The sequence below is a fragment of the Aeromonas sp. 19NY04SH05-1 genome (genome assembly GCF_040581895.1).
In the GTDB taxonomy this organism is placed as follows: Bacteria; Pseudomonadota; Gammaproteobacteria; order Enterobacterales; family Aeromonadaceae; genus Aeromonas; species Aeromonas enteropelogenes.
Genome location: NZ_CP095328.1, coordinates 2,575,826 through 2,596,100, shown reverse-complemented (window position 1 = coordinate 2,596,100; position 20,275 = coordinate 2,575,826). Strand labels below are relative to the sequence as shown.

The 20,275-nt window shown below is 60.8% G+C and carries 15 protein-coding genes and 1 pseudogene; 6 read left to right on the top strand and 10 right to left on the bottom strand.

The window, feature by feature from the left end; all coding sequences use genetic code 11:
* Positions 1-129: 129 nt before the first annotated feature.
* A complete protein-coding gene (locus MRK42_RS11885) occupies positions 130-1,515 on the bottom strand; it encodes a DASS family sodium-coupled anion symporter (protein ID WP_338610088.1) in 1,386 nt (461 codons plus the stop codon).
* Positions 1,516-1,675: 160 nt separating this feature from the next.
* Positions 1,676-2,110 carry a thioredoxin TrxC gene (gene trxC, locus MRK42_RS11880; RefSeq protein ID WP_338610086.1) on the bottom strand — a complete coding sequence of 145 codons (435 nt, stop codon included), beginning with the start codon at positions 2,108-2,110 and terminating at the stop codon, positions 1,676-1,678.
* Positions 2,111-2,259: 149 nt separating this feature from the next.
* On the opposite strand from trxC, the gene MRK42_RS11875 reads away from it, so the two are divergent.
* The 3 genes from MRK42_RS11875 to MRK42_RS11865 all read left to right on the top strand — a co-directional run bounded on the left by MRK42_RS11875 (position 2,260) and on the right by MRK42_RS11865 (position 8,786).
* Positions 2,260-5,073, top strand: coding sequence for a response regulator (locus MRK42_RS11875; RefSeq protein ID WP_338610084.1), 2,814 nt, complete (start codon positions 2,260-2,262; stop codon positions 5,071-5,073).
* A gap of 148 nt (positions 5,074-5,221) precedes the next feature.
* On the top strand, positions 5,222-6,958 hold the full coding sequence (locus MRK42_RS11870) for an ABC transporter transmembrane domain-containing protein (protein WP_338610082.1): 1,737 nt from the start codon (positions 5,222-5,224) through the stop codon (positions 6,956-6,958).
* 76 nt (positions 6,959-7,034) lie between these two features.
* On the top strand, positions 7,035-8,786 hold the full coding sequence (locus tag MRK42_RS11865) for an ABC transporter transmembrane domain-containing protein (RefSeq protein ID WP_338610080.1): 1,752 nt from the start codon (positions 7,035-7,037) through the stop codon (positions 8,784-8,786).
* Between the two features lie 74 nt (positions 8,787-8,860).
* On the opposite strand, the gene MRK42_RS11860 is transcribed toward MRK42_RS11865, so the two are convergent.
* The 3 genes from MRK42_RS11860 to MRK42_RS11850 are packed head-to-tail and all read right to left on the bottom strand — an operon-like array spanning position 8,861 to position 14,509.
* Positions 8,861-10,339, bottom strand: a complete 1,479-nt coding sequence (locus tag MRK42_RS11860; RefSeq protein WP_338610078.1) for a TolC family protein — start codon at positions 10,337-10,339, stop codon at positions 8,861-8,863.
* A complete protein-coding gene (locus tag MRK42_RS11855) occupies positions 10,332-13,418 on the bottom strand; it encodes an efflux RND transporter permease subunit (protein ID WP_338610076.1) in 3,087 nt (1,028 codons plus the stop codon). Before MRK42_RS11855 ends, MRK42_RS11860 begins: the two co-directional genes overlap by 8 nt.
* Positions 13,415-14,509: an efflux RND transporter periplasmic adaptor subunit gene (locus MRK42_RS11850; protein WP_338610074.1), complete on the bottom strand. Its 1,095-nt coding sequence runs from the start codon at positions 14,507-14,509 to the stop codon at positions 13,415-13,417. Before MRK42_RS11850 ends, MRK42_RS11855 begins: the two co-directional genes overlap by 4 nt.
* Positions 14,510-14,672: 163 nt before the next feature.
* Between MRK42_RS11850 and MRK42_RS11845 the strand changes: the two genes are divergently transcribed.
* Positions 14,673-15,599 (top strand): LysR family transcriptional regulator, encoded by a 927-nt coding sequence (locus MRK42_RS11845; RefSeq protein ID WP_338610072.1) that lies wholly within the window; start codon positions 14,673-14,675, stop codon positions 15,597-15,599.
* Between the two features lie 81 nt (positions 15,600-15,680).
* Positions 15,681-16,154 (top strand): DUF4442 domain-containing protein, encoded by a 474-nt coding sequence (locus MRK42_RS11840; protein WP_338610070.1) that lies wholly within the window; start codon positions 15,681-15,683, stop codon positions 16,152-16,154.
* Positions 16,155-16,199: 45 nt separating this feature from the next.
* Here MRK42_RS11840 and MRK42_RS11835 read toward each other — a convergent pair.
* The 5 genes and pseudogenes from MRK42_RS11835 to MRK42_RS11815 form a co-directional block, all read right to left on the bottom strand.
* Positions 16,200-16,274: pseudogene (locus MRK42_RS11835) on the bottom strand (ribosome-associated protein); the annotation flags it as partial.
* Positions 16,275-16,310: 36 nt separating this feature from the next.
* Complete coding sequence (gene ybcJ / locus MRK42_RS11830; RefSeq protein WP_005300419.1) at positions 16,311-16,544, bottom strand: ribosome-associated protein YbcJ; 234 nt, start codon at positions 16,542-16,544, stop codon at positions 16,311-16,313.
* A 188-nt stretch (positions 16,545-16,732) separates the two neighbouring features.
* Positions 16,733-17,137: a MaoC family dehydratase gene (locus MRK42_RS11825; protein ID WP_279973045.1), complete on the bottom strand. Its 405-nt coding sequence runs from the start codon at positions 17,135-17,137 to the stop codon at positions 16,733-16,735.
* On the bottom strand, positions 17,134-18,918 hold the full coding sequence (locus MRK42_RS11820; RefSeq protein WP_338610064.1) for a class I poly(R)-hydroxyalkanoic acid synthase: 1,785 nt from the start codon (positions 18,916-18,918) through the stop codon (positions 17,134-17,136). Before MRK42_RS11820 ends, MRK42_RS11825 begins: the two co-directional genes overlap by 4 nt.
* Before the next feature lie 93 nt (positions 18,919-19,011).
* Positions 19,012-19,362 (bottom strand): phasin family protein, encoded by a 351-nt coding sequence (locus tag MRK42_RS11815; RefSeq protein WP_005300428.1) that lies wholly within the window; start codon positions 19,360-19,362, stop codon positions 19,012-19,014.
* Positions 19,363-19,680: 318 nt separating this feature from the next.
* On the opposite strand from MRK42_RS11815, the gene MRK42_RS11810 reads away from it, so the two are divergent.
* Entirely contained in the window at positions 19,681-20,244 is a 564-nt protein-coding gene (locus MRK42_RS11810; RefSeq protein ID WP_338610062.1) for a phaC PHA synthase, read from the top strand.
* Positions 20,245-20,275: the final 31 nt, after the last annotated feature.

Here is a 20,275-nt window from a genome sequence, read left to right as displayed (position 1 = left end):
TTTGAGTGCGAGTGACGTCGGATAACGGGGCTGAGAACGGGAGAAAAAGGTGTGCACTCCGGGAGCGTCGGCAGGCAAGATAGGCAATAAAAAAGGCCCCGTCAGGGGCCTTGGCATACATGGGTTAACTCAATGGAGTATGTCGCCCATGAAGTAGGCAAGCATAGTCAGGATGACAGTGAAGACCAGGTTCAGCACCAGGCCTGCGCGCATCATTTCACGCTGCTGAATGTGGCCGCTGGCAAACACGATGGCGTTGGGCGGCGTGGCGACAGGCAGCATGAAGGCACAAGAGGCACCGACAGCGATCAGCACGGAGACGACGATAGGCGACACCCCCAAGGCTTCCGCAACGCCGGCAAACAGGGGCACCAGCAGGGCGGCGGTGGCAGTGTTGGACACCAGCTCGGTCAGGAACACCACGAAGGCGGTCAGGCACAACAGGATGACGAAGATTGGCATGGCGGCGAGACCGTTGGAGAGGTGCTCCGCCAGGAAGGCGTTGGCGCCGGTCTGCTTCAGGATGGCGCTCAGGGTCAGGCCACCACCGAACAGCATCAGCACACCCCAGTCGGTGTTCTGGTTGATGTCATCCCAGCTGGCCACCCGGCTGATGGCAATAGCCAGGATGGCGCCCATGGCGATCAGGGTGTCGAACTGGGGAATGCCTCCCAACGCCTTGGCGATGGGTTGTGAGCCAATCCACAGCAGGACTGTGGTCAGGAAGATGCACAGGGTCACCTTGCGCTGGCCGGTCCACTGGATGGTCACCCGTTCGGTGCTGACTTGGTGGGAGAGATTGGGGCGCGTCACCAGATAGAGCAGGCCGATGCCCACCGGCATGAAGATGATGACCACCGGGATGCCGAATCTCATCCAGTCGGTGAAGCCAAGACCCATCTGGGCTGCAGCGATGGCATTGGGGGGGCTGCCGACCAGGGTGCCGATCCCGCCGATACTGGCGCTGTAGGCGACGCCCAGCAGGACGAAGACCAGGGTGCGGCGATCCTTGTGAATGTCGAGGCCTTTTAGCATACCGAGGGCCAGCGGCATCATCATGGCGGCGGTGGCAGTGTTACTAATCCACATGGAGAGGGCCGCCGTGATGGTGAAGAGCACCATGGATGCCCAGCCCAGATGCCCCTTGGCGAGCTGCATCACCTTGGCGGCGATCTGGGTGTCCAGCCCCTGTTTGGAGAGGGCGGCTGCCAGGGCAAAGCCCCCGAAGAAGAGGAACAGGACGGGGTTGGCGAAGTCCGTCAGGGACTTGCTCATGTCAAACACCCCGAGCAGGGTGGCGAGTACAGGAATGGACAAGGCCGTGATGGTGATATTCACCGCTTCGGTCAGCCAGAGGATGGCGATGAAGATCAGGATGGCGAGGCCCTTGTTGACCATGGGGTCAAACGGGAGCCAGGCCAGCATGGCACAAAGTAGCAGGACATCCAGGATCACGATCCCTGATTTGATGTCCAGCCAGCGTGATGGTACTGAGGGTACAGCAGATGTGTGCATAGCATTCTCTCGGTTAATTTATGGTTGTTGTTGTGTTGCCGAGGTTACATTCATTCACCTGTTTGAAACAGTGGGGTGTGCTGGAAATCTGCCTCTATTCACAAATTACGGACATGAAAACAAAGTTCAAAACAAATAAAAAACCATATCGCAACATCAATTAAACATCTTGAAACTGTTCCAGCCACTGTTTGAACATGCTTTTTGGCAATGAGCCATTGATCTGGGCCAGGACCTTTCCTTGCCTGAATACCATCAGGGTGGGAATGCTGCGAATGGCGTAGTGTGCGGCCAGGGCAGCCTGTTGTTCGGTATCCACCTTGACGAACCGCAAACCTGGTTCAAATTCGTGCGCCACATCGTGGAAGACGGGGGCAAATTGTTGGCAGGGGCCGCACCAGCTAGCCCAAAAATCGACAACCACCGGGATATCGGACTGGATCAGGGTATCAAACTGCGCCTCTTGTCCGATGCAGGGGGTCTGGCTGAACAGGGGAGACTTGCAGTGACCACAGTTGGCAGACAGGCTTAGCCGGTCTTGGGGCAGGCGGTTTCGTTTAAAGCAGTGACTACAATAGGTAGTGATAAATGACATAATAAGCTCCGGTGTGCTCGATGCTGCGCGAAATATTGTCACCAGTTCAGGGACATATAACGGTAACATGGTGACTGGCCGGTGTGGATCATTCACTTCGGGATAAAAGTGACAACGGCCGTATCTGCGACCTTGAAATGAGAGACGGGATGAATAAAGGATCACGGAAGAACCGTGTTGTGCTGGGGCTGATCGTTGCCTTGTTGCTCGCCTTTTCCGGCTACTGCTGGCAGTTGCTCAGCTGGCAGCAGCAGGCACAGGAGCTGAATACGGCGGCCGAGGTGGTACTCAACCGCATCAATTCGGATACCGTCTATCTGCTGGGGCGGGAAAAGGCCAACGATGAAAGTGTCCAACAGCGGCTTGGCCAGCTCTCTTTCACCCTCGATGGGTTCGCGCGCAAGGTGCGCAGCGATCCGGACAAGACCCACGCCCACCTCGCCAAGGCGCTGTTGCAGGATATGGACTCCTATCTGATGCAACTGGCCCGATTGCATGCCATGGAGATGTCCATCAGGTACATGGCGCAGCCGTTTGAACGCCAGTTGCAAAAAGTGCGTGAGCTCGGTGCGACCGACAGCCTATTGCAGCGGGATGTGCATGAGCTTGCGCAATTGAACGGTTATCTGCAACACAGCTGGGATCAGAACGAGCAGCAACAACTGCTCGCTTTGCAGCAGCAGCTCGCCTCTCGCTATCACAACCGCCCCGAAGTCATGAGCCTGCTCGAACTCAGTGAAGAGATGGCCCGTCAGGTGGTGGGCTATCACTCTCTGCGTTACCAGTTGATCGACATGCATGTGAGCGACAGCCTGGTGCGCTGGAAGCAGGGCAAGCTGGAGAGGGCCTCTGCGCTGATGAGCCACTTTTATTTGATGGTGCTGTTGGGGGCGCTCATCTGCTTCGGACTGGTGGCCGCAACCTTGTGGCGCCGCAACCAGAAGCTGAGCGAGCTATCACGCCAGACCGGGTTGCTGGCGCAGGCCAAGAGCGATTTTCTGGCCAACATGAGCCATGAGATCCGCACCCCCATGAACGCCATCATCGGCTTCAGTTCGCTGGCATTGCAGACCGAGCTGGATCAGCAGCAGCGGGATTACCTCGGCAAGATAAAATCCTCCTCCGATACCCTGTTGCTCCTTATCAACGACATCCTCGATCTGACCAAGGTAGAGTCCGGCAAGCTGACGCTGGAGGAGATCGATTTCGACCTGAGCGAGCAGCTCGACTCGCTGGCGGGCATGTTTGCCGATCTGGCCGAACGCAAGCATATCGAGGTGATCATTCGCAAATCCCCCGAGGTCCCGCTCTTCTTGCGTGGCGATCCCCTGCGTCTGGGCCAGGTGCTGGTCAATCTGGTCAACAACGCCATCAAGTTTACCGAGCGTGGTGAAGTTGAAGTCTCCATCGAACTGGCCAACCTGCATCCGATGCGGATCCGTTTCAGTGTACGGGATACCGGGATCGGCATCGCCGAAGAGAAACAGAGCCAGTTGTTCCAGGCCTTTACCCAGCTAGAGGCGGGCAATACCCGCAAATATGGTGGCTCGGGGCTGGGTCTGAATATCTCCCAGCGACTGGTCGAGCTGATGGGGGGGCGGATCACGGTGCAGAGCAAACCGGGCGTGGGTTCCCTGTTCCAGTTCGAGATCCCCATGGCCCAGGCCATGTACGGTGTCGCTGGCCACAGAGTCTTCTTCGAGAACCAGCCGCTGGTGATGGTGATGGATGACAACGAGCTGGTGCTGGAACTGGCCAGGGATATTCTGAGCCGCGCCGGCATGCGTGTGCTGGCGGTCAACACCCTTTCCCGTGCCCGCCAGGTGCTGCGCGAAGAGGGGCCGAGTCTGCGACTCGCCATCCTCGACTGGCGCATGGGGCAGGAGGATGGTCTGGATCTGGCGCTTGAGATGTCCCAGCATCCCCAGTGGCGTCAGGTCCCCATCCTGATGATCAGTGCCTGGGCCAGGGAGGGACTGCATGCCCGAATGGAAGGGCTGGGGCTGACCCACTTCCTGGCCAAGCCGATGACTGAAAATGCCTTGCTGGCCAAGGTGGATGAGCTGCTCAACGGCAGTGCCTACGACCACCATATCCGTCAGGCCGAGGCGCAGGGGGAACAGCAGTACTTCAAATCCCTGCTGCAGGGGACCCGTGTCTTGCTGGCCGAGGACAACAGGGTCAACCAGCAACTCATCATCGAATATCTGCGCCGGGTCGAGGCCGTGGTGACCGTGGTCAACAATGGTCGGGAAGCGGTGGAACGGGTCTCCGAGCAACCCTTTGACGTCATCCTGATGGACTTGCAGATGCCGGTGCTGGACGGGCTGGATGCGACCCGCCAAATCCGCAAGATGGTCGACAAACATGACGTCCCTATCATAGCCCTGACCGCCAGTGCCATGCCCGGTGACAAGGAGCGTTGTCTCGGGGTCGGGATGAATGGTTATGTGACCAAGCCGGTGAGCAAGCTGGATCTTTACAACAACCTGCTGCAATGGGTGAAACGCCAGGGGAGCGAGCAGAGTGGCCTGCTCGAGGTCAAACCGCCGGACATGATGGGGATCCTCGATCTGCAGGACGCGCTCAAGCGTCTGGATCAGGACAAGGAGGCGTTGCAGATCCTGTTCAAGCTGTTCATGTCGGAACACAAGGACGACCTGTGGGAGATCCGCTCCGCCCTGCGTCGCCAGCAGCCCGAGATCGCCAGCAAGTTGCTGCACACTCTCAAGGGGGTCTCTGCCAATATTTCGGCCTCTCGCTTGCAGATGGTGGCAGGAGAGCTGGAGTGGCGGCTGCGGCAAAACGAAGTGCTGGAGGATGTGGATCTGGAGCAGTTGCAGGCTGTTTTCAGCCAGACGCGGGAAGAGGTATCCCACTTTCTGCTCACGGGCGAACAGCATGAAAATTCGTATGGTGCCTATACCCTGGCAGATGATCGCATGTCTCAGGGGATCAAATAGTAATTATTCTCAACCCTTCCGGTTCGGGATATGATTAGCCTTCATTCGAGTCGCCTCCAGCCGGAGGCGACTGTTTCCTTTCTTCCTATTTCAAGGCATCTCCATCGCTGCCCAGACGGCGGGCTGGTGGACGCCAAAGGTCGGTGGTGTGAGCGTATTTCTACGATTGGGCTGGTTTTTCAAGGAGCAGTGGCGGCGGTATCTGATCGCCATCACCCTGCTGATGATGGTCGCCATACTGACGGTGATCCCCCCCAAGGTGGTGGGTTGGGTCGTGGATGGTATTGCCAAGGGGGATCTCGACAATGACACCCTGTTGCGTTACCTGGCCGGACTGTTTGGCCTTGGCCTGCTTATCTATCTGCTTCGTTACGTGTGGCGGGTGATGTTGTTTGGTGCCTCCTACCGGCTGGCCTATGTGCTGCGCAATCGCCTGTTTGGCCACTTCACCCGCATGAGCCCCGATTTTTACCAGCGTCACCGTACCGGTGATCTGATGGCTCATGCCACCAACGACATCCAGGCGGTGGAGATGACCGCCGGAGAGGGGGTGCTGACCCTGGTGGACTCCATGATCGTCGGCATCCTGGTGCTCTCTATCATGTGCAGCCAGTACTCCTGGCAGTTGACCCTGCTCTCCCTGCTTCCATTGCCTGTGATGGCGTTTTTCATGAACCGCTTTGGCAAGCAGATCTACAAGGAGTTCAAGGCGGCGCAGGGGGCCTTCTCCCGACTCAACAACAAGACCCAGGAGGCCCTCTCGGGTGTCCGGGTGCTCAAATCCTATGCGGTGGAATCCCTGGAGGATCAGGGGTTTGCCGAGCTGACCCGTCAGGCGGGGGAGCGTAACATGGCGGTGGCACGCATCGACGCCAAATTCGATCCCGTCATCTATCTGTGTATCGGCTGCTCCTACTTCCTCGCGGTGGCGGGGGGCAGCGCCCTGGTGCTGCAGGGTGAACTGACCCTGGGGGAGCTCACCAGCTTCACCATGTATCTTGGCCAGCTGATCTGGCCCATGTTTGCCATCGCCTGGCTGTTCAACATCATAGAGCGGGGCAGCGCCGCCTATTCGCGTATCGAGAGTCTGCTTGCCGAGCGCAGCGACATTGAGGATCCCGCGCAGCCGCAGGCGCTCACCAGTGCATTTCCGCTCTGTGCAAGCGGAGTGGGCTACCGGCTGGAGCAGCGCGGCCTGTTGCAAGATATCGATTTTACCTTGCAGCGGGGCGGTATGCTCGGCGTGGTGGGGCGCACCGGCGCGGGCAAGAGCTCGCTACTCAAGCTCTTGATGCGCCTGGCCAACCCCAGTGCGGGAGAACTTACCATGGGTGGCGTACCCGTCGAGCGGCTGGCCCTTGGCGAGTTGCGCCACCAGTTTGCCTACGTGCCGCAGGAGCCATTCCTGTTTTCCACCACCATCGCCGCCAACATTGCCCTCGGCAGGCCGGATGCCAGCCAGGAGGAGATAGAGCGGGTGGCCCGTATCGCCTGCGTTCACGATGACATCGTCCGCTTCCCCAAGGGATACGAAACCGAGGTGGGGGAGAAGGGGGTGACCCTCTCCGGCGGACAGAAGCAGCGGCTCGCCATTGCCCGGGCCCTCTTGCTGGAGGCGCCCATTCTGGTGCTGGATGATGCCTTGTCTGCGGTGGATGCCCATACCGAACAGCAGATCCTGCACGCCCTAAAGGCTCATCGCCGCACCCTGATCCTGGTCAGCCATCGCATGACGGCGGTGGAGCAGGCCGACGAAATCCTGGTGCTGGAGCAGGGACGTGTCAGCGAGCGGGGCCGCCACGGTGCCCTGATGGCTCACAATGGCTGGTATGCGGATATGGTTCGTTACCAGCGCCTCGAACAAGACGTGGAGGAGAGCCTGTGAACCCGGCTATTGAACGGCGACTGAATGACTTGTTGCGCCCGTCTTGCGCCCCTGAAACACGCAGTGGGGAGTGTTTGTGAATCCAACGATTAAACGCCTGCTGGCTTATTGCGCCCGTTATCCAGCCTGGCTGACTCAGGCCGGTATTTGTCTGCTGCTGGCCACCGGTGCCGAGGTGGCAGGCCCTCTGCTTATCAAGCTCTTCATCGACGACTATCTGGCGCCGCGCCGGCTGGAGTGGGGCATGATCGCCGCCATTGCGGCGGGTTATCTCGGCCTGCAGGTGGTGTCGGCTGCTGGTTTTTATCTGCAATCCCTGCGCTTCAACCGCATCGCCCAGGCGGTGGTGCAGCGCCTGCGCGAGCAGGTATTCGCCACCGCCATCCGTCTGCCTGCCAGCTACTTTGACAAGCATCGCTCCGGCTCGCTTATCTCCCGCATCACCAACGACACCGAGGCGATCATGAACCTCTATGTACAGGTGATTGGTCTCTTGGTGCAGAAGGTGGTGCTCCTGTGCGGCATCCTCATCTCGATGGCGCTGCTGGATCTGCGCCTGATGCTGGTGTGCGCCATGTTGCTGCCGGCGGTGGCCGGGGTGATGTGGCTTTATCAACGCTTGAGCGTGCCCGTGGTGCGGGCGACTCGCAGCCTGCTCTCCGATATCAACAGCCGCCTCAACGAATCCTTGCAAGGGATGCCGGTCATTCAGGCCATGGTGCAGGAGCGCCACTTCGCCAATGTCTTTGCCGGGGTCAACCAAGAGCACTGGGCCGCCAGGCTCAAGAGCCTGAAGATCAACGGCATCCTGTTGCGCCCGCTCATCGATCTCTTCTACATGATGGTGCTGATCGGCCTGTTGGCGCTGTTTGCTCATGAGGGGCTGAGTGCAGGGGGCGCCATCCAGGTGGGGGTGCTCTACGCCTTTATCAGCTATCTGGGGCGGATGATCGAACCCCTTATCGAGATGACCAACCAGCTCAACCAATTGCAACAGGCCATGGTGGCCGGGGAGCGGGTCTTTGCCCTGCTCGACGAAACCCGTGAGAGCATCCAGGGCAAGGCCGCATCCCTGCAGGGACGGGTCAGTTTCGAACGAGTGAGCTTCTCCTACGACGGTGAGCAGCAGGTGCTGCATGAGGTGAGCTTTGCCGCTCATCCCGGCCAGATGCTGGCGCTGGTGGGTCACACCGGCAGCGGCAAGTCCACCATCATCAGCCTGCTGATGGGCTTCTATCCGCTGGATCAGGGCACCATTCGCTTCGATGATCACCCCATGGAGAGCCTGTCGCTCTCGGCGGTGCGCCGCAGCATAGGGCTGGTGCAGCAGGATCCCTTTATCTTCGTCGGGACTCTGGCAGAAAACCTGCGCCTCGGGCGCGACGGCATCGATGATGCCCGGCTTTGGCAGGCGCTGTGCGAGGTACAGCTCGCCGATTTTGTTAAGCGTCTGCCAGCAGGGCTCGAGACCCTGATGGAAGAGGGGGGCAAGAACCTCTCCGCCGGTCAGCGCCAGCTGCTTTCGTTTGCCCGTGCTCTGGTGGGGGATCCGCGCATCCTCATCCTGGACGAGGCGACCGCGAGCGTGGACTCCCAGACCGAGCTGGCGCTTTCCCAGGCGCTCTCGGCGGCGCGCCGTGGCCGCACCACCATCGCCATCGCCCACCGCCTCTCCACCATCGTCGATGCGGACGAGATCCTGCTGCTCTCTCGCGGTCAGGTGAGCGAACGGGGCACCCATGGCGAGCTGATGGCGCTTGGGGGGCACTATGCCCAGCTGTTCGAGATGCAGAGTCAGGGGGCCTGGCTCGAGGAGAAGCGGGCCTGAGTGCGGGGCAATTGCAAGGAGTGAAAACGACATCACCGGCCATGGGCCGGTGATGTCGTTTTTGTGAGGTGCTTTTATCCTTGACTCGGGGCAGGTTGGGGAACTTCCCAGTCTCCTCCCAGGGCCTTGTGCAACAGTACCACGTTGGTGGCGCTGTTAAGCCGCGCCACGATTTCGGCATCCTGCACGCTGTTTTGCTGGCGCTCGGCGTCCAGCACTGAAAGGTGGTTGACCAGACCGGCCCGGTAGAGGGCCTTGGCCTTGGTAAGGGCGGTTTGCGCCTGTTGGTTCGCTTCGCCCAGATGCTGACTGTATTGCAAGCTGTTGCCGTAGGCGACCAGGGTGGTTTCCACCTCGTTGAAGGCGCTGTTGACCTGGTTCTGGTAGGCCAGCGCCGCCTCTTTCAGACCCGCCTCCTGAATTTTGACCATGGCCTCGCCGCGGCCGCCGTCGAACAGGTTCCACGACACACCGGCGCCAAGGGCCCAGGTGGTCGAGCCCGATTCGAACAGGGAGCCTGTCTCGCCGGAGACCAGACCGGGGGCTCCGGTCAGGAACACCTTGGGATAGCGGTCGGCGATGGCCGCGCCCACTTCCTGATTCTTGGCGGCGATGGCCCGCTCGGCGAGGGCGATGTCGGGTCGACGGGTCAAGAGCGACGCAGGCAAACCGGTCGGCACCAGCGCTTTCATGCTCGGCAGGGGGGCGGGCGAGAAGCGGGCCCGGGTCTGGCTGACGGGCTCCCCCAGCAGTACGGCGAGCCGGCTCAGGTGGACGCTCCTGGCCGTCTCCAGCATGGGAATGCTGGCCTTGGCGGCGGCAAGGCCAGCGCGGGCATTGGCCACATCGAGTTCCGAGCCGTAACCGGTGCGCTGCAATGACTCGACCATGGCCAGCGTCTCCTCTTGCTCGCGCATGTTCTTGGTGGCGATGGCGATGCGCTCCTCGGCGCCGCGATATTGCAGGTAGTTGCTGATCACATCGGCCGTCATGGCGGTGTTGAGCCCCTGGCGCATGATCTCGGCCTGCTCGGCGCGAATGGCGGCGGCCTGGCTCAGGCTGTCGATGCGACCGAACAGATCCAGCTCCCAAGCGGCATTGACGCCGACAAACGTCTCGGTGGGATCGCGGTCGACCAGCTTGGCCGTGCCTCCCCCGAGCGCCGGGGGCAGAGCGATGCCACTCACCGCCTGTCCCATCAGCGCTTCGTTTTCGCTCAGGCGGATGTCGGCATAGCCAGCTCCCAGGGTCAGGGTCGGAACCTTGAACGACGCCACGGCGCTCTGGTAGGCCTGGGCCGCCTGAATGCGCTGGCTTGCGATCTTCAATGTGATGTTCTGGCGCTGCGCCCTCGCCACCAGATCGTTGAGTTGGGGGTCGTGGAACTGGGCCCACCAGGTGTGGCCGGGTTCACCCCGAGTCGTGGTGCCCTGGGCTCCCTGATTGAGATAGACGCTGTTGAGGCGGCTCTCGGGGGGCTGGTAATCAGGGGCCATGGCGCAGCCCCCCAGCATGATCAGGGTCGCAATCGCGCCTATGCTGCGCTTATTCATGGCGGTTTTCCTCTTCGGTAATCTGTTTATGGGCTGTGGCTTCAGCTTGTTGCTCCGCCCGGAAGAAGAGCATGTAGAGCGCAGGCATGATGAACAGCGAGAGCGCGGAGGCCGCGACCAGACCGCCGATGATGGTGGCCGCCATCTGATCGAACAGGCTGTCGGTCAGCAGCGGCACCATGCCGAGTACCGTGGTCAGTGCCGCCATGGAGATCGCCATGGTGCGGTTGAGGGTCGCCTCCTTGACCGCCTCGGCGATGGTGCGGCCACTACGCCGTTCCAGCTCAATCTGATCGAGCAGCACTATGCCGTTTTTGATGATCATGCCCGAGAGGCAGATCATGCCGACGATGGCCATGAAGCCGAATGGCTTGTCAGTGAGCAACAAGGCCCAGATGATGCCAATCGATGCCAGCGGCAGCGTGGTAAAGATGATGATGGGCTGACGATAGGCGTTGAACAGGGCCACCAGTATGATGAGCATCATCACCGCCGCCTTGGGGTTCTGCTCCATCAGATCGTCGATGGAGCGCTTCTCGTCGTAGTACTCGCCGCCCCAGTGCATCTCATAACCAGCGGGCAGTTTGATGGCCTCCAGCTGGGGGGCCAGTTCCTTGCGCACCTCGGAGGCTGTGGTTCCCCCCTTCACGTCGACCTGCACCGTGATGGCCGGGAGCCGGTTGCGGCGCCAGATCATGCTCTCTTCCCCGGTGATCTCGATGCCGTCGATGACCTGGCCAAGCGGTACGCTGTGCTGGCCGAGGACGGATCGCACCGGCAGGCTCTCCAGGTTTTCCAGGGAACCGTTGGCGCTTCGCAGTTTGATGGGGATCATGTCGTCCTGATGGCGCAGGGTGCCTATCTGTACTCCTTCGGTGGCGCGGCTGATAGCCAGGGCGATATCGGTTCGGGTAACACCCGCCTGGCGAGCGGCTGCCTGGTTGATGATGGGGGTCATCACCTTGCTCTCCTGACGCCAGTCATCACGGATGTACTTGGTGTCGGGATGGGCCTGCATGATGGCTTGCGCCTGTGCCGAGAGTTGTTTGAGCACCTTGGGATCCGGCCCTTCAAAGCGGGTCTCGATGCTGAACTTGTCCTTGGTGGCCAGCTTGAGCGGGCGGAATCTGGGTTCGGCATAGGGGAAGCGGCTCGCGAGCCAGGCATCGCCCCGGGCGACCAGCGGTGCTATGTCGTCAAACTGTTTGGTGTTGATCAGGATCTGGCCGTAGCTCTGATCCAGCGGCTCCGGCTCGATGGTCACCGAGAAACGGGGGGCGCTCTCGCCCATGTAGCTGGAGATGCTCGCCACCTCGGGTTGCTGCAACAGCCACTGTTCGATCACCTTCATGTCCTGGGAGACGTTGTCGATGCGACCGCCGCTCGGCAGCCAGTAGTCGAGAAAGACGATGCTGCGATCCGAGCTCGGCATGAAGTTGACCTTGAGCAGGGGCGCGCTCAGCACGGTGAGCAGCAACAGGGGCAACACCAGGGCAAGGGCGCTCTTGGGGTTCTCCACCGTCCAGTTGACAGCCTGGTGATACAGGCGGGCCGCCTTGCTCTTGGGCGCGCTGCTCTCATCCTGGTCAGATGCCTTGATGAAGGCCCAGCACATCAACGGGGTGACCACCATGGCGACCACCCAGGAGAGCAGCAGGGAGCTGCACAACACCTGGACGATGGAGAGGGAGAACTCCGCCGAGTCAGTCTGGGAGAGCAGCACGGGGGCGGTGCCGAGGGAGGCGATCACGGTCGCCCCCAGGAGCGGCAACGCCATCTCCTGTACCGACTCCTTGACGGCGGTGGTGCGTTCTATTCCCTTGCGCAGCTTGGCGGCAAACAGATCCACGATGACGATGGCATTGTCGACCAGCATGCCGAGCGCCAGGATGAAGGAGCCGAGAGAGACGCGCTGCAGATCGACCCCGGTGAGGTTCATGTAGACCAGGGTGAACAATATGGTCAGCAGCAGGCTGGCCCCGACGATGGTGGCGCTGCGCCAGCCCATGAAGACCAGCAGCACCACCACCACGATGACGATACTCTCGATCAGGTTGAGCACGAAGTTGTTGATGGACTTCATCACCTCGGTGGGCTGGTAGGCGATAACGCCAACCCCGGTGCCAAGGGGCTGCTCGGCCTCGAATTGCTGCAATACCCGGGTCAGTTCGTCACCGATGCTGACCACGTTGATCCCGTCCTGGGGGCTGACGGCGAGGGTGATGGCCTGCTGGCCGTTGTAGCGACTCTCGGTCAGGGCCGGGCTCTGGTAGGAGAGATAGACATCGGCCACGTCCCCCAGGCGCAAGGTGCCTGTGCCAGCCCCGGGCTGCCCCGTGGTGAGCATCAGGTTGCGGATATCCTCCACGTTCCGGTACTGGCCGCTCTGGGCGACGCGCAGGTTCTCGATGCCGAGGTGATAGTCGCCGGTCTGCACCGGGACGTTCTGGCTGTTGAGCTGGGTGACCAGCTCAGCGAGGGAGATGTGGCTTTCGGCTAGGCGCTCATCGGAGACATCGATGTTGACCACCTGCTCGTTGACCCCGTGCAGTTGCACCTTCTTGACCCCGGGCACTGCCTTGATCCTGCGCTGCAGTTCGCGGGCCTGATCTTTCAGCTGATGCATGGGAATGTCATCGCCATAGACGGCGAACAGCATGCCATACACCTCGGAGAACTCGTCCTGCACTATGCTGACCTGGGCCTGGACGGGCAGCTCCAGCTTGACGTCCTGGATCTTGCGGCGCAGCAAGTCCCACTGCTGGGGCAGCTCGTCGGTGCCGTATTTCTCCTGCAGATCGACGAAGATCATCGAACTGCCGGGACGGGAGAGGGATCTGAGTTTCCACAGCGACCCCATCTCCTGGATCTTGGTCTCTATCTTGTCGGTGACCAGCTGTTCGACCTCCTGGGCGGTGGCGCCCGGATAGAGGGTGACGACGACGGCGCTCTTCACCGTGAAGGAGGGGTCTTCCAGCTTGCCCAGATCGAAATAGGAGTAGACCCCCGCAATGGCGCACAGGGTGGCAAAGAAGATGACGAAGGTCTTTTGCCGGATGGCAAACAATGAGAGATTCATGACTGCCCATCCACCTGGTTGATGACGGCGATGGCCTGACCCTCTTTGAGCAGGGCGCTGCCGGCGGTGACGATCTGATCGCCTGCGTTGAGTTCACCCTCCACACAAAGGGTGTCGTGGCGCTGGCTGACGATGGTGACGGGCACGTGGCTCGCTGCTGCGGCCTTGATGGCCACCACCTGGGGTTGCCCACCCAGGCTCTTGATGGCCGTGGCGGGCAGGCAGTAGATACGCTCGCCCGTGGGCAGGGCAAGCTCGACGTTGATGGATTTGCCGGGCACCAGCTCGGGCGAGTTATCCAGCAGTTTGAAAGTCACCTTGTAGGTGCGCTTGAGGGGATCCGGCAGGCTGGCGATCTCGGTGCTGACTGCCTTGACGCTGGCCTCCTGGCGATACCAGGTTACATTGGCCTGCATCCCGCTTCTCATCTGGCCAATCTGCTGTTCCGGCACGTCGACCATGGCATCGAGCTCGGTCGGCTGGTGCAGGGAGAAGACAGGCTGGCCCGGCGAGGTTTGCTCGTGTTCCTCGATAAAGCGCTGGCCGATGATCCCGTCAAACGGCGCCTTCAACTCGCTGTAGGCGAGAGCGTCTTCGGCTTGCTTGAGGGATTGCTGCAGCATCTGGACCCGGGCATTGGCCTGATTCTGGGCGCTGGTGGCGCGCTCCAGGTTGATGCTGGCCATGGCCCTGTCCTGCACGGCCTGGCGGGTGCGGCTCAGTTCGACGACCGCCAGCTTGTAGGCGGCTTTCGCCTCGCCAAGCTGGGCCTTAATGGCATCTCGCTGAACCCGGAAATCATGGGGGTCGAGGCGTGCGATTACCTGTCCTTCGCTGACCCTGTCCCCCTCCTTGACCAGGATCTGCTCCAGGGTGCCCGGCACACGAAACGCGAGGCTGGCACTCTGGTGCGACTTGATCTCGCCGCTGAACTTCAGGCTGTAGAGGCTCTTGCTGTCGGAGAGCTGCATGGCATTCACCGGCCGCGGCGGTTTGACCACTTCGGTGGCTGTGTCGCTGCCGCAGCCGGCGAGCAGGCCTCCCAGTATGAGTACCGAGAGGCAAGGAGGGGAAAACAGGGGGTATTGCATGGGGAAAATCCAGTTATTCAGGTGTGATGGATATATGTTATCGAATCCAATTGGTGAGATAATCAGGGCGAAATTGTCATCACTGTCTCAATTTTCGTGACAATGATGGGGGAAAGGGTGCAGCCGACGTGTTGCGGGGTTGGATGAAGAGGCGGGGACCGAGATGAAGATCGACGATCTCAAACTGTTTTTGTCAGTGGTGGAGCTGGGGGGCTTTACCAGTGCCGCCGATGCGCTGAATATTCCGCGCTCCAACGTGAGCCGGCGGATAAAGGATCTCGAGGACGAGCTGAATGTGAAGCTGCTGACCCGAACAACCCGCCGGCTGACCATGACCTCGGTGGGGCTGGAGTATTACAACAGCCTGCAAAACATCATTCCCATGCTGGATCACACTCATGAGCAGATCCGGACCCAGAGTCACGAGCCTACCGGCAACATCAAGATTGGCCTGCTCAATGAATCCGACATCTTCATCCACGATCTGCTCAAGCGCTTTTTGGAGAAATACCCCAAGATCAACATCGAGCTGCACCTGAGCAGTGTCGGCTACCGGGATATCTTCAATTACGGCCTGGATGCCAGCATTCATATCGGTGTGGTGAACGATGGCAGCTTCGTCGCCAGGCCCATCATGCCCTTCACCCGCAAGCTCTATGCAACCCCCCACTATATAGAGCGGCACGGCAGACCTAAGTCCCTCGAGGATCTGCACCAGCACAATGTGCTGACCCTGCGTCTGCCGGATGGCCAGCTGGACAACCGGCTGATCTTCAATCGGGGCGAGGTGGTGATCCACAGCAGGGTGATTTCGAACAGTTCCTATTACATCCGTCATGCGGTCTTTCAGGGGGATGGTATCGGTATCTTGCCGGAGATTATCGTCAAGTCGTTCGTCGAGAGCGGCGAGCTTATCGATCTGCTGCCGGAATATGAAACCACCCTCGACAACATCTGGCTGGTCTACCCCAGCAAGAAGGGGCTCTCCTACGCGGCGCGCCTCTTCATCGACTACATCCTGGCCGAGATGGCGAGCCTGCTGCCCGAGCAGAAGCCGCGGCAGGCAGCGGTGAGAATGCCCCGCGAATAGCAGGTGGCCGCTGCTGCCTTGAATCCGGCGAGCCATGCTGGCAACATGTTGTTTACATCAACTCATCGGATCAGTTTGCATATGGACTTGCAACGTTTGAAAGCCAACCTGTCGCTGCGGTTGTTTGCCTGGCGCTACATTCCCGTTATCGGTTTTTGTGCCCCCGTCATCGAAGAGATGAGTGCCAAGGCGCTGCGCATCCGCATTCCGCTCGGCTGGCGCACCCGCAACCACCTGGGCAGCATGTATTTCGGTGCGCTGGCCACCGGCGCCGATCTGGTGGGCGGTCTGCTGGTGATGGAGAAGGGACGGCAGCGGCGCAAGAAGGTGCACTTCGCCTTCAAGGATGTGCAGGGGGAATTTCTGAAGCGGCCCGAGGGGGATGTGCAGTTTGACTGTGCGGCCGGGGAGGAGATCGACGCCATGATCGACGAGTCGCTGGCCAGCGGTCAACGCATCAACCGCCCCATCCAGGTGGTGGCCACCTGTCCGTCACTGAACGGAGATGAGGCGATGGCGCGCTTTGTGCTGACCCTGTCGATCAAGGCCAGCTGAATGCCAAAGGGCGCGTCGGCGCCCTTATTCAAGATTCAAGCGAGGTCAGAGGATCTCGGGGCTGACGCCTTCTTTCACGACCATCTTCATGCCGTTGAAGTTGACCACTGGCTCGGCCACTGTGCTAGGTAGCGCTTGGGTGGCAGAGCGTTGGGCTCAGAGGATCTCGGGGCTGACGCCCTCTTTCACGACCACCTTCATGCCGTTGAAGTTGACTACCTGGCCGGCCACTATTTTGCAGCGCTTGCGGGTCTCCACCTGACCGTTTACCTCGACCAGACCGTCGGCGATCAGCGCCTTGGCTGCGCCGCCACAATCAGCCCACCCCTGATGTTTGATAAGGTCACACAGGGCAATAAAGGGGTGCCCTTCGAGCAGAAACGTCTCCATGGAAAATCCTCTCGTGGATAAATGGCTGAAACAGCAGGGCGATTATTCTAGGCAGTTCGGGCCGTCAAGGAAAGGGCAAGGGCGCTGTCTGCGGGCAATAGTGGCTTGCAAGACCATTTTTGGGGAACGCGCCATAGCAGTCAGCCCGGCACTGGCCGGGCTGACTGAGATCATGGGGCAAACCGCTTTTAGCCAAACTTCACCACGGCTTCCCCGCTGACGGCGATGGCGCCGGTTGATGTCAGGATACGGGTGGCCAGGGTGATGATGGGCTTGTCGCTGCGCAGGGCGATGATCTCCACCTCTGCCGTCACCTCATCCCCCACAAACACCGGCTGCTTGAAGGCGAGGCTCTGACCGAGATAGACGGTGCCCTTGCCCGGCAGTTGCTGACCCAGCAGCCCCGAGAAGAGGCTGGCCAGCAGCATGCCGTGCACGATGGGGCGCTCGAACGGCGTGGTGGCGGCGAAGGCGGGATCCAGATGCAGCGGATTGAAATCCTCCGACAGCCCGGCAAAGGCCGCGACCTCTGCCGCCCCGAACCGCTTGGTCAGACTGGCCTGCTGGCCCACCTCGAAGGGGAGCGTGCTCATGCGGGCTCCTCCTCGGGTGTCGGCGCAAAGACCGGGTTGAGCCGTACCTTGACGTAGCCACCGGGCGCCGCCTCCAGACCTTCGCTCGGGATGCGGGCGGGGATGGGGGCGGGATCCTCTTCCCGGCTCTGGATGAAGGCTGCCATCTGCGGCCACCAGGAACCTGGGGTGTGGGTCGCGCCGGTGAGCCACGCCTCGGGGCTGGCGGCTTCGGCGTCGTTCTGCCAGAAGCCGTACTTGTTGGCATCCGGCGGATTGATGATGCCGGCGATGTGGCCCGATTCGGCCAGGATGAAGCGCTGCTCGCCACCGAACAGCTTCATGCCCTGCCAGGTGCCCTGCCAGAGGGCGATGTGATCGTCCATGGCCGACACCAGCAGCACCGGGGTCTTCACCTTGGCGAGATCGATGCGGGTGTGGCGGATCTTGAGCTCCCCCTTCACCAGCTGGTTTTCCAGATAGAGCCGGCGCAGCAGGCTGTTGTGGGTCTTGCCCGCCACGTTGGTGCTGTCGCTGTTCCAGTGCAGCAGATCGAACGCCACCGGGCTCTGCCCCTTGAGATAGCTGTCGATGTAGTAATTCCAGTAGAGGCTGTTCTCCCGCAGCAGGCTGAAGGAGACCGCCAGCTGGCGCCCGTCCATGATGCCTTTGGCCTCGTTCTGGGCCTCCAGCGCCGCAATGATGGGCTCGTGGATGAAGATGCCAAGCTCCCCCGGCTGGGAGAAGTCGAGCAGGGTGGTGAACAGGGTGGCGGAGCGAACCCGCTGCTTCTGGCGCCGGGCGGCCAGCCAGCCCATGGCGAGTGACAATGCGGTGCCGCCGATACAGTAGCCGATGCCGTGCACTTCCCGTTCGCCGGTGGCCGCCTCCACGCCATCCAGTGCGGCGATGACGCCGTCCACCACGTAGTCGTCGAGATCGATGTCGGCCTGGGCCGGACCCGGGTTGCGCCAGGAGATCATGAACACCGTCTGGCCCTGGGCAACCAGCCAGGCCACCAGGGAGTTCTGGGGCCGCATGTCCATGATGTAGTACTTGTTGATGAAGGGCGGCACGATCAGCACCGGCGTTCTGGCCACCGTCTCCGTGGTCGGGCTGTACTGGATGAGCTCATAGAGCTCGGTGCGTTGCACCACCCGGCCCGGGGTCAGCGCGAGATCTCGGCCCAGCTCGAAGGCGGATTCGTCGGTCAGGCGGATGTTGAGGTGATCGGCGCTGCGTTCGAGATCTTCGGCCAGCAGGGTCAGCCCGCGCACCAGATTCTGGCCGTCTGACTCCAGGGTGAGCTTGAGCAGCTCCGGATTGGTAGCCAGAAAGTTGCTGGGGGCCATGGCGTTGATGTACTGGCGGGTAAAGAAACGCAGCCGCTCCCGGCTCTTCTGGGGCACCCCCTCGAGGGCATCCACCGAGTCCAGCAGGTGTCTGGCGGTCAGCAGATAGGATTGCTTGAGGTAGTCATAAATGGGCTGCTCGCTCCAGGCGTCGGCCTTGAAGCGGCGATCGCTGCGCTCCGGGGCAATGACCGGCTCGCTCTGCTGGCCTGCACTCTTGAGCAGGGTGTGTTGCATCAGCTTGAGCTGATCCTGCCACCAGTTCATCTGGGCATTGATCAGTTGCCAGGGCTGCTGGCTGCCCTGTTCCAGCACCTGGCCGAGATCATCGAGATTGGTCTGCAGCAGGGCCTGGGCGGTACGCTCGGTCTGCGCCTTGGCTATGTCCAGCAGCTTGTCGTTGTAGTGGGCCAGGGCCTCGAACAGCGGGCCGTAAGATGATTGGCTCATGTTCTCTCCTTCACCCATCCCCGGCGCAGGGCGAGCCTGTCGTGACGGAGCATGGGGAGATGTGGCTGCCCGCAACGGGCAGCCAGGGGGATATCAGGCCTTGCCCGTGCTCTTTTTGATGCCGTCGGCAGTCAGGGCGTCCAGATCGTCCTTGAACTGCTGGCCGAGGGCGTTGAGCTTCTGGATGTCGTCCAGCATCTGGCGGGAGAGCTGGCTGGCGGTCTCCAGCTGGACGGTGCCGAGGGCTGCCAGGCTCTGGGCATCCTGCACCTTGCCGGCAGCCTGCAGCTGGTTCAGCCCCAGCTCGGCATAGGCGTTGGCGGAGGCCAGCTGCAGCCGGGTCAACTGTTCGATGTTGCTGGCCAGCAGCTGGTTATAACGGGTGAGGGGGGCGGCAAAGCCTTGCATCTGCTCGGTAAAGGTCTTGATCACATCCATATTCATCGTGCGTCTCCGTGGTTGGCAGAAGGTATTACAAATGGGCCTGTGGCCCGGGTTGTTGGGTGACAACTGTACGACTACATCCTTGAGTCGTTGCGTATCGTTTGCTCTGTTCAAACGTACGTTTAGGCATTGTGTTATCAAACGAGGCTTGATGTAAATAATATGAATGTTAATTTTTGGCGAAATGTTGGCCTTGGACTAAAGAGGCCATTCAGCCGGATTCAGACGAGGGGTGTCGCAGCCATATCGCGTCGGCCTCGTCCCCGAGCCGCAGGGTTGTTAGGCTGATGTACTCTCTGAACCTCGAGGAATGTACCGATGAAACCTGCCTGCCTGCTGCTTGCTCTGGGATCTGTTGCTCTTGGCGGCCTTGCCCATGCCAGTACCCCAGTCCAGCTCTCCCTGCCTGGCGTCAATCTGCCAGCGTCCCATCAGGTGGAAGGGGGGAGAGCCTCTTTTCTCTATGGCCGAACCGGGCAGGTGAAGGGGATCGACCTGCCGATCTTCGCCCTCTCCGACGTGGATCAGTTTACCGGTTTGCAGCTCGGGGTCTTTCTCGGGGCCGGGCGGGTACGCCACCAGTTTGGCGGGGTGGCCATCAACGCGGTCAACTGGCATGACGGGCAGGATACCGGCGTCAACCTGGGGTTCGTCAACCTGACCAACAATGTGAAGGGGCTCAACTGGGGGGGCGTCAACATAGCCCGGGGCAATGCGCTGGCCAACGTCGGCTTCATCAACTATGCCGAACGTACCACCTTCCAGATTGGCTTTGTCAATGCGACCAAGCATCTGGACGGGTTGCAGATCGGGTTAGCCAACTATGCCGAGAACGGCGTATTCCCCATTCTGCCGCTGGTGAATTTCCAGAAATCCTTCTGACGGCACAATCCGTTTTGCGTTAAGGGCCTGC

Coding starts and splice junctions, on each gene's coding strand:
- MRK42_RS11860 (WP_338610078.1), bottom strand. CDS start 10,339: ATGAATAAGCGCAGCATAGGCGCGATTGCGACCCTGATCATGCTGGGG.
- MRK42_RS11885 (WP_338610088.1), bottom strand. CDS start 1,515: ATGCACACATCTGCTGTACCCTCAGTACCATCACGCTGGCTGGACATC.
- MRK42_RS11850 (WP_338610074.1), bottom strand. CDS start 14,509: ATGCAATACCCCCTGTTTTCCCCTCCTTGCCTCTCGGTACTCATACTG.
- MRK42_RS11820 (WP_338610064.1), bottom strand. CDS start 18,918: ATGAGCCAATCATCTTACGGCCCGCTGTTCGAGGCCCTGGCCCACTAC.
- trxC (WP_338610086.1), bottom strand. CDS start 2,110: ATGTCATTTATCACTACCTATTGTAGTCACTGCTTTAAACGAAACCGC.
- MRK42_RS11810 (WP_338610062.1), top strand. CDS start 19,681: ATGAAACCTGCCTGCCTGCTGCTTGCTCTGGGATCTGTTGCTCTTGGC.
- ybcJ (WP_005300419.1), bottom strand. CDS start 16,544: ATGGAGACGTTTCTGCTCGAAGGGCACCCCTTTATTGCCCTGTGTGAC.
- MRK42_RS11845 (WP_338610072.1), top strand. CDS start 14,673: ATGAAGATCGACGATCTCAAACTGTTTTTGTCAGTGGTGGAGCTGGGG.
- MRK42_RS11840 (WP_338610070.1), top strand. CDS start 15,681: ATGGACTTGCAACGTTTGAAAGCCAACCTGTCGCTGCGGTTGTTTGCC.
- MRK42_RS11825 (WP_279973045.1), bottom strand. CDS start 17,137: ATGAGCACGCTCCCCTTCGAGGTGGGCCAGCAGGCCAGTCTGACCAAG.
- MRK42_RS11855 (WP_338610076.1), bottom strand. CDS start 13,418: ATGAATCTCTCATTGTTTGCCATCCGGCAAAAGACCTTCGTCATCTTC.
- MRK42_RS11875 (WP_338610084.1), top strand. CDS start 2,260: ATGAATAAAGGATCACGGAAGAACCGTGTTGTGCTGGGGCTGATCGTT.
- MRK42_RS11815 (WP_005300428.1), bottom strand. CDS start 19,362: ATGAATATGGATGTGATCAAGACCTTTACCGAGCAGATGCAAGGCTTT.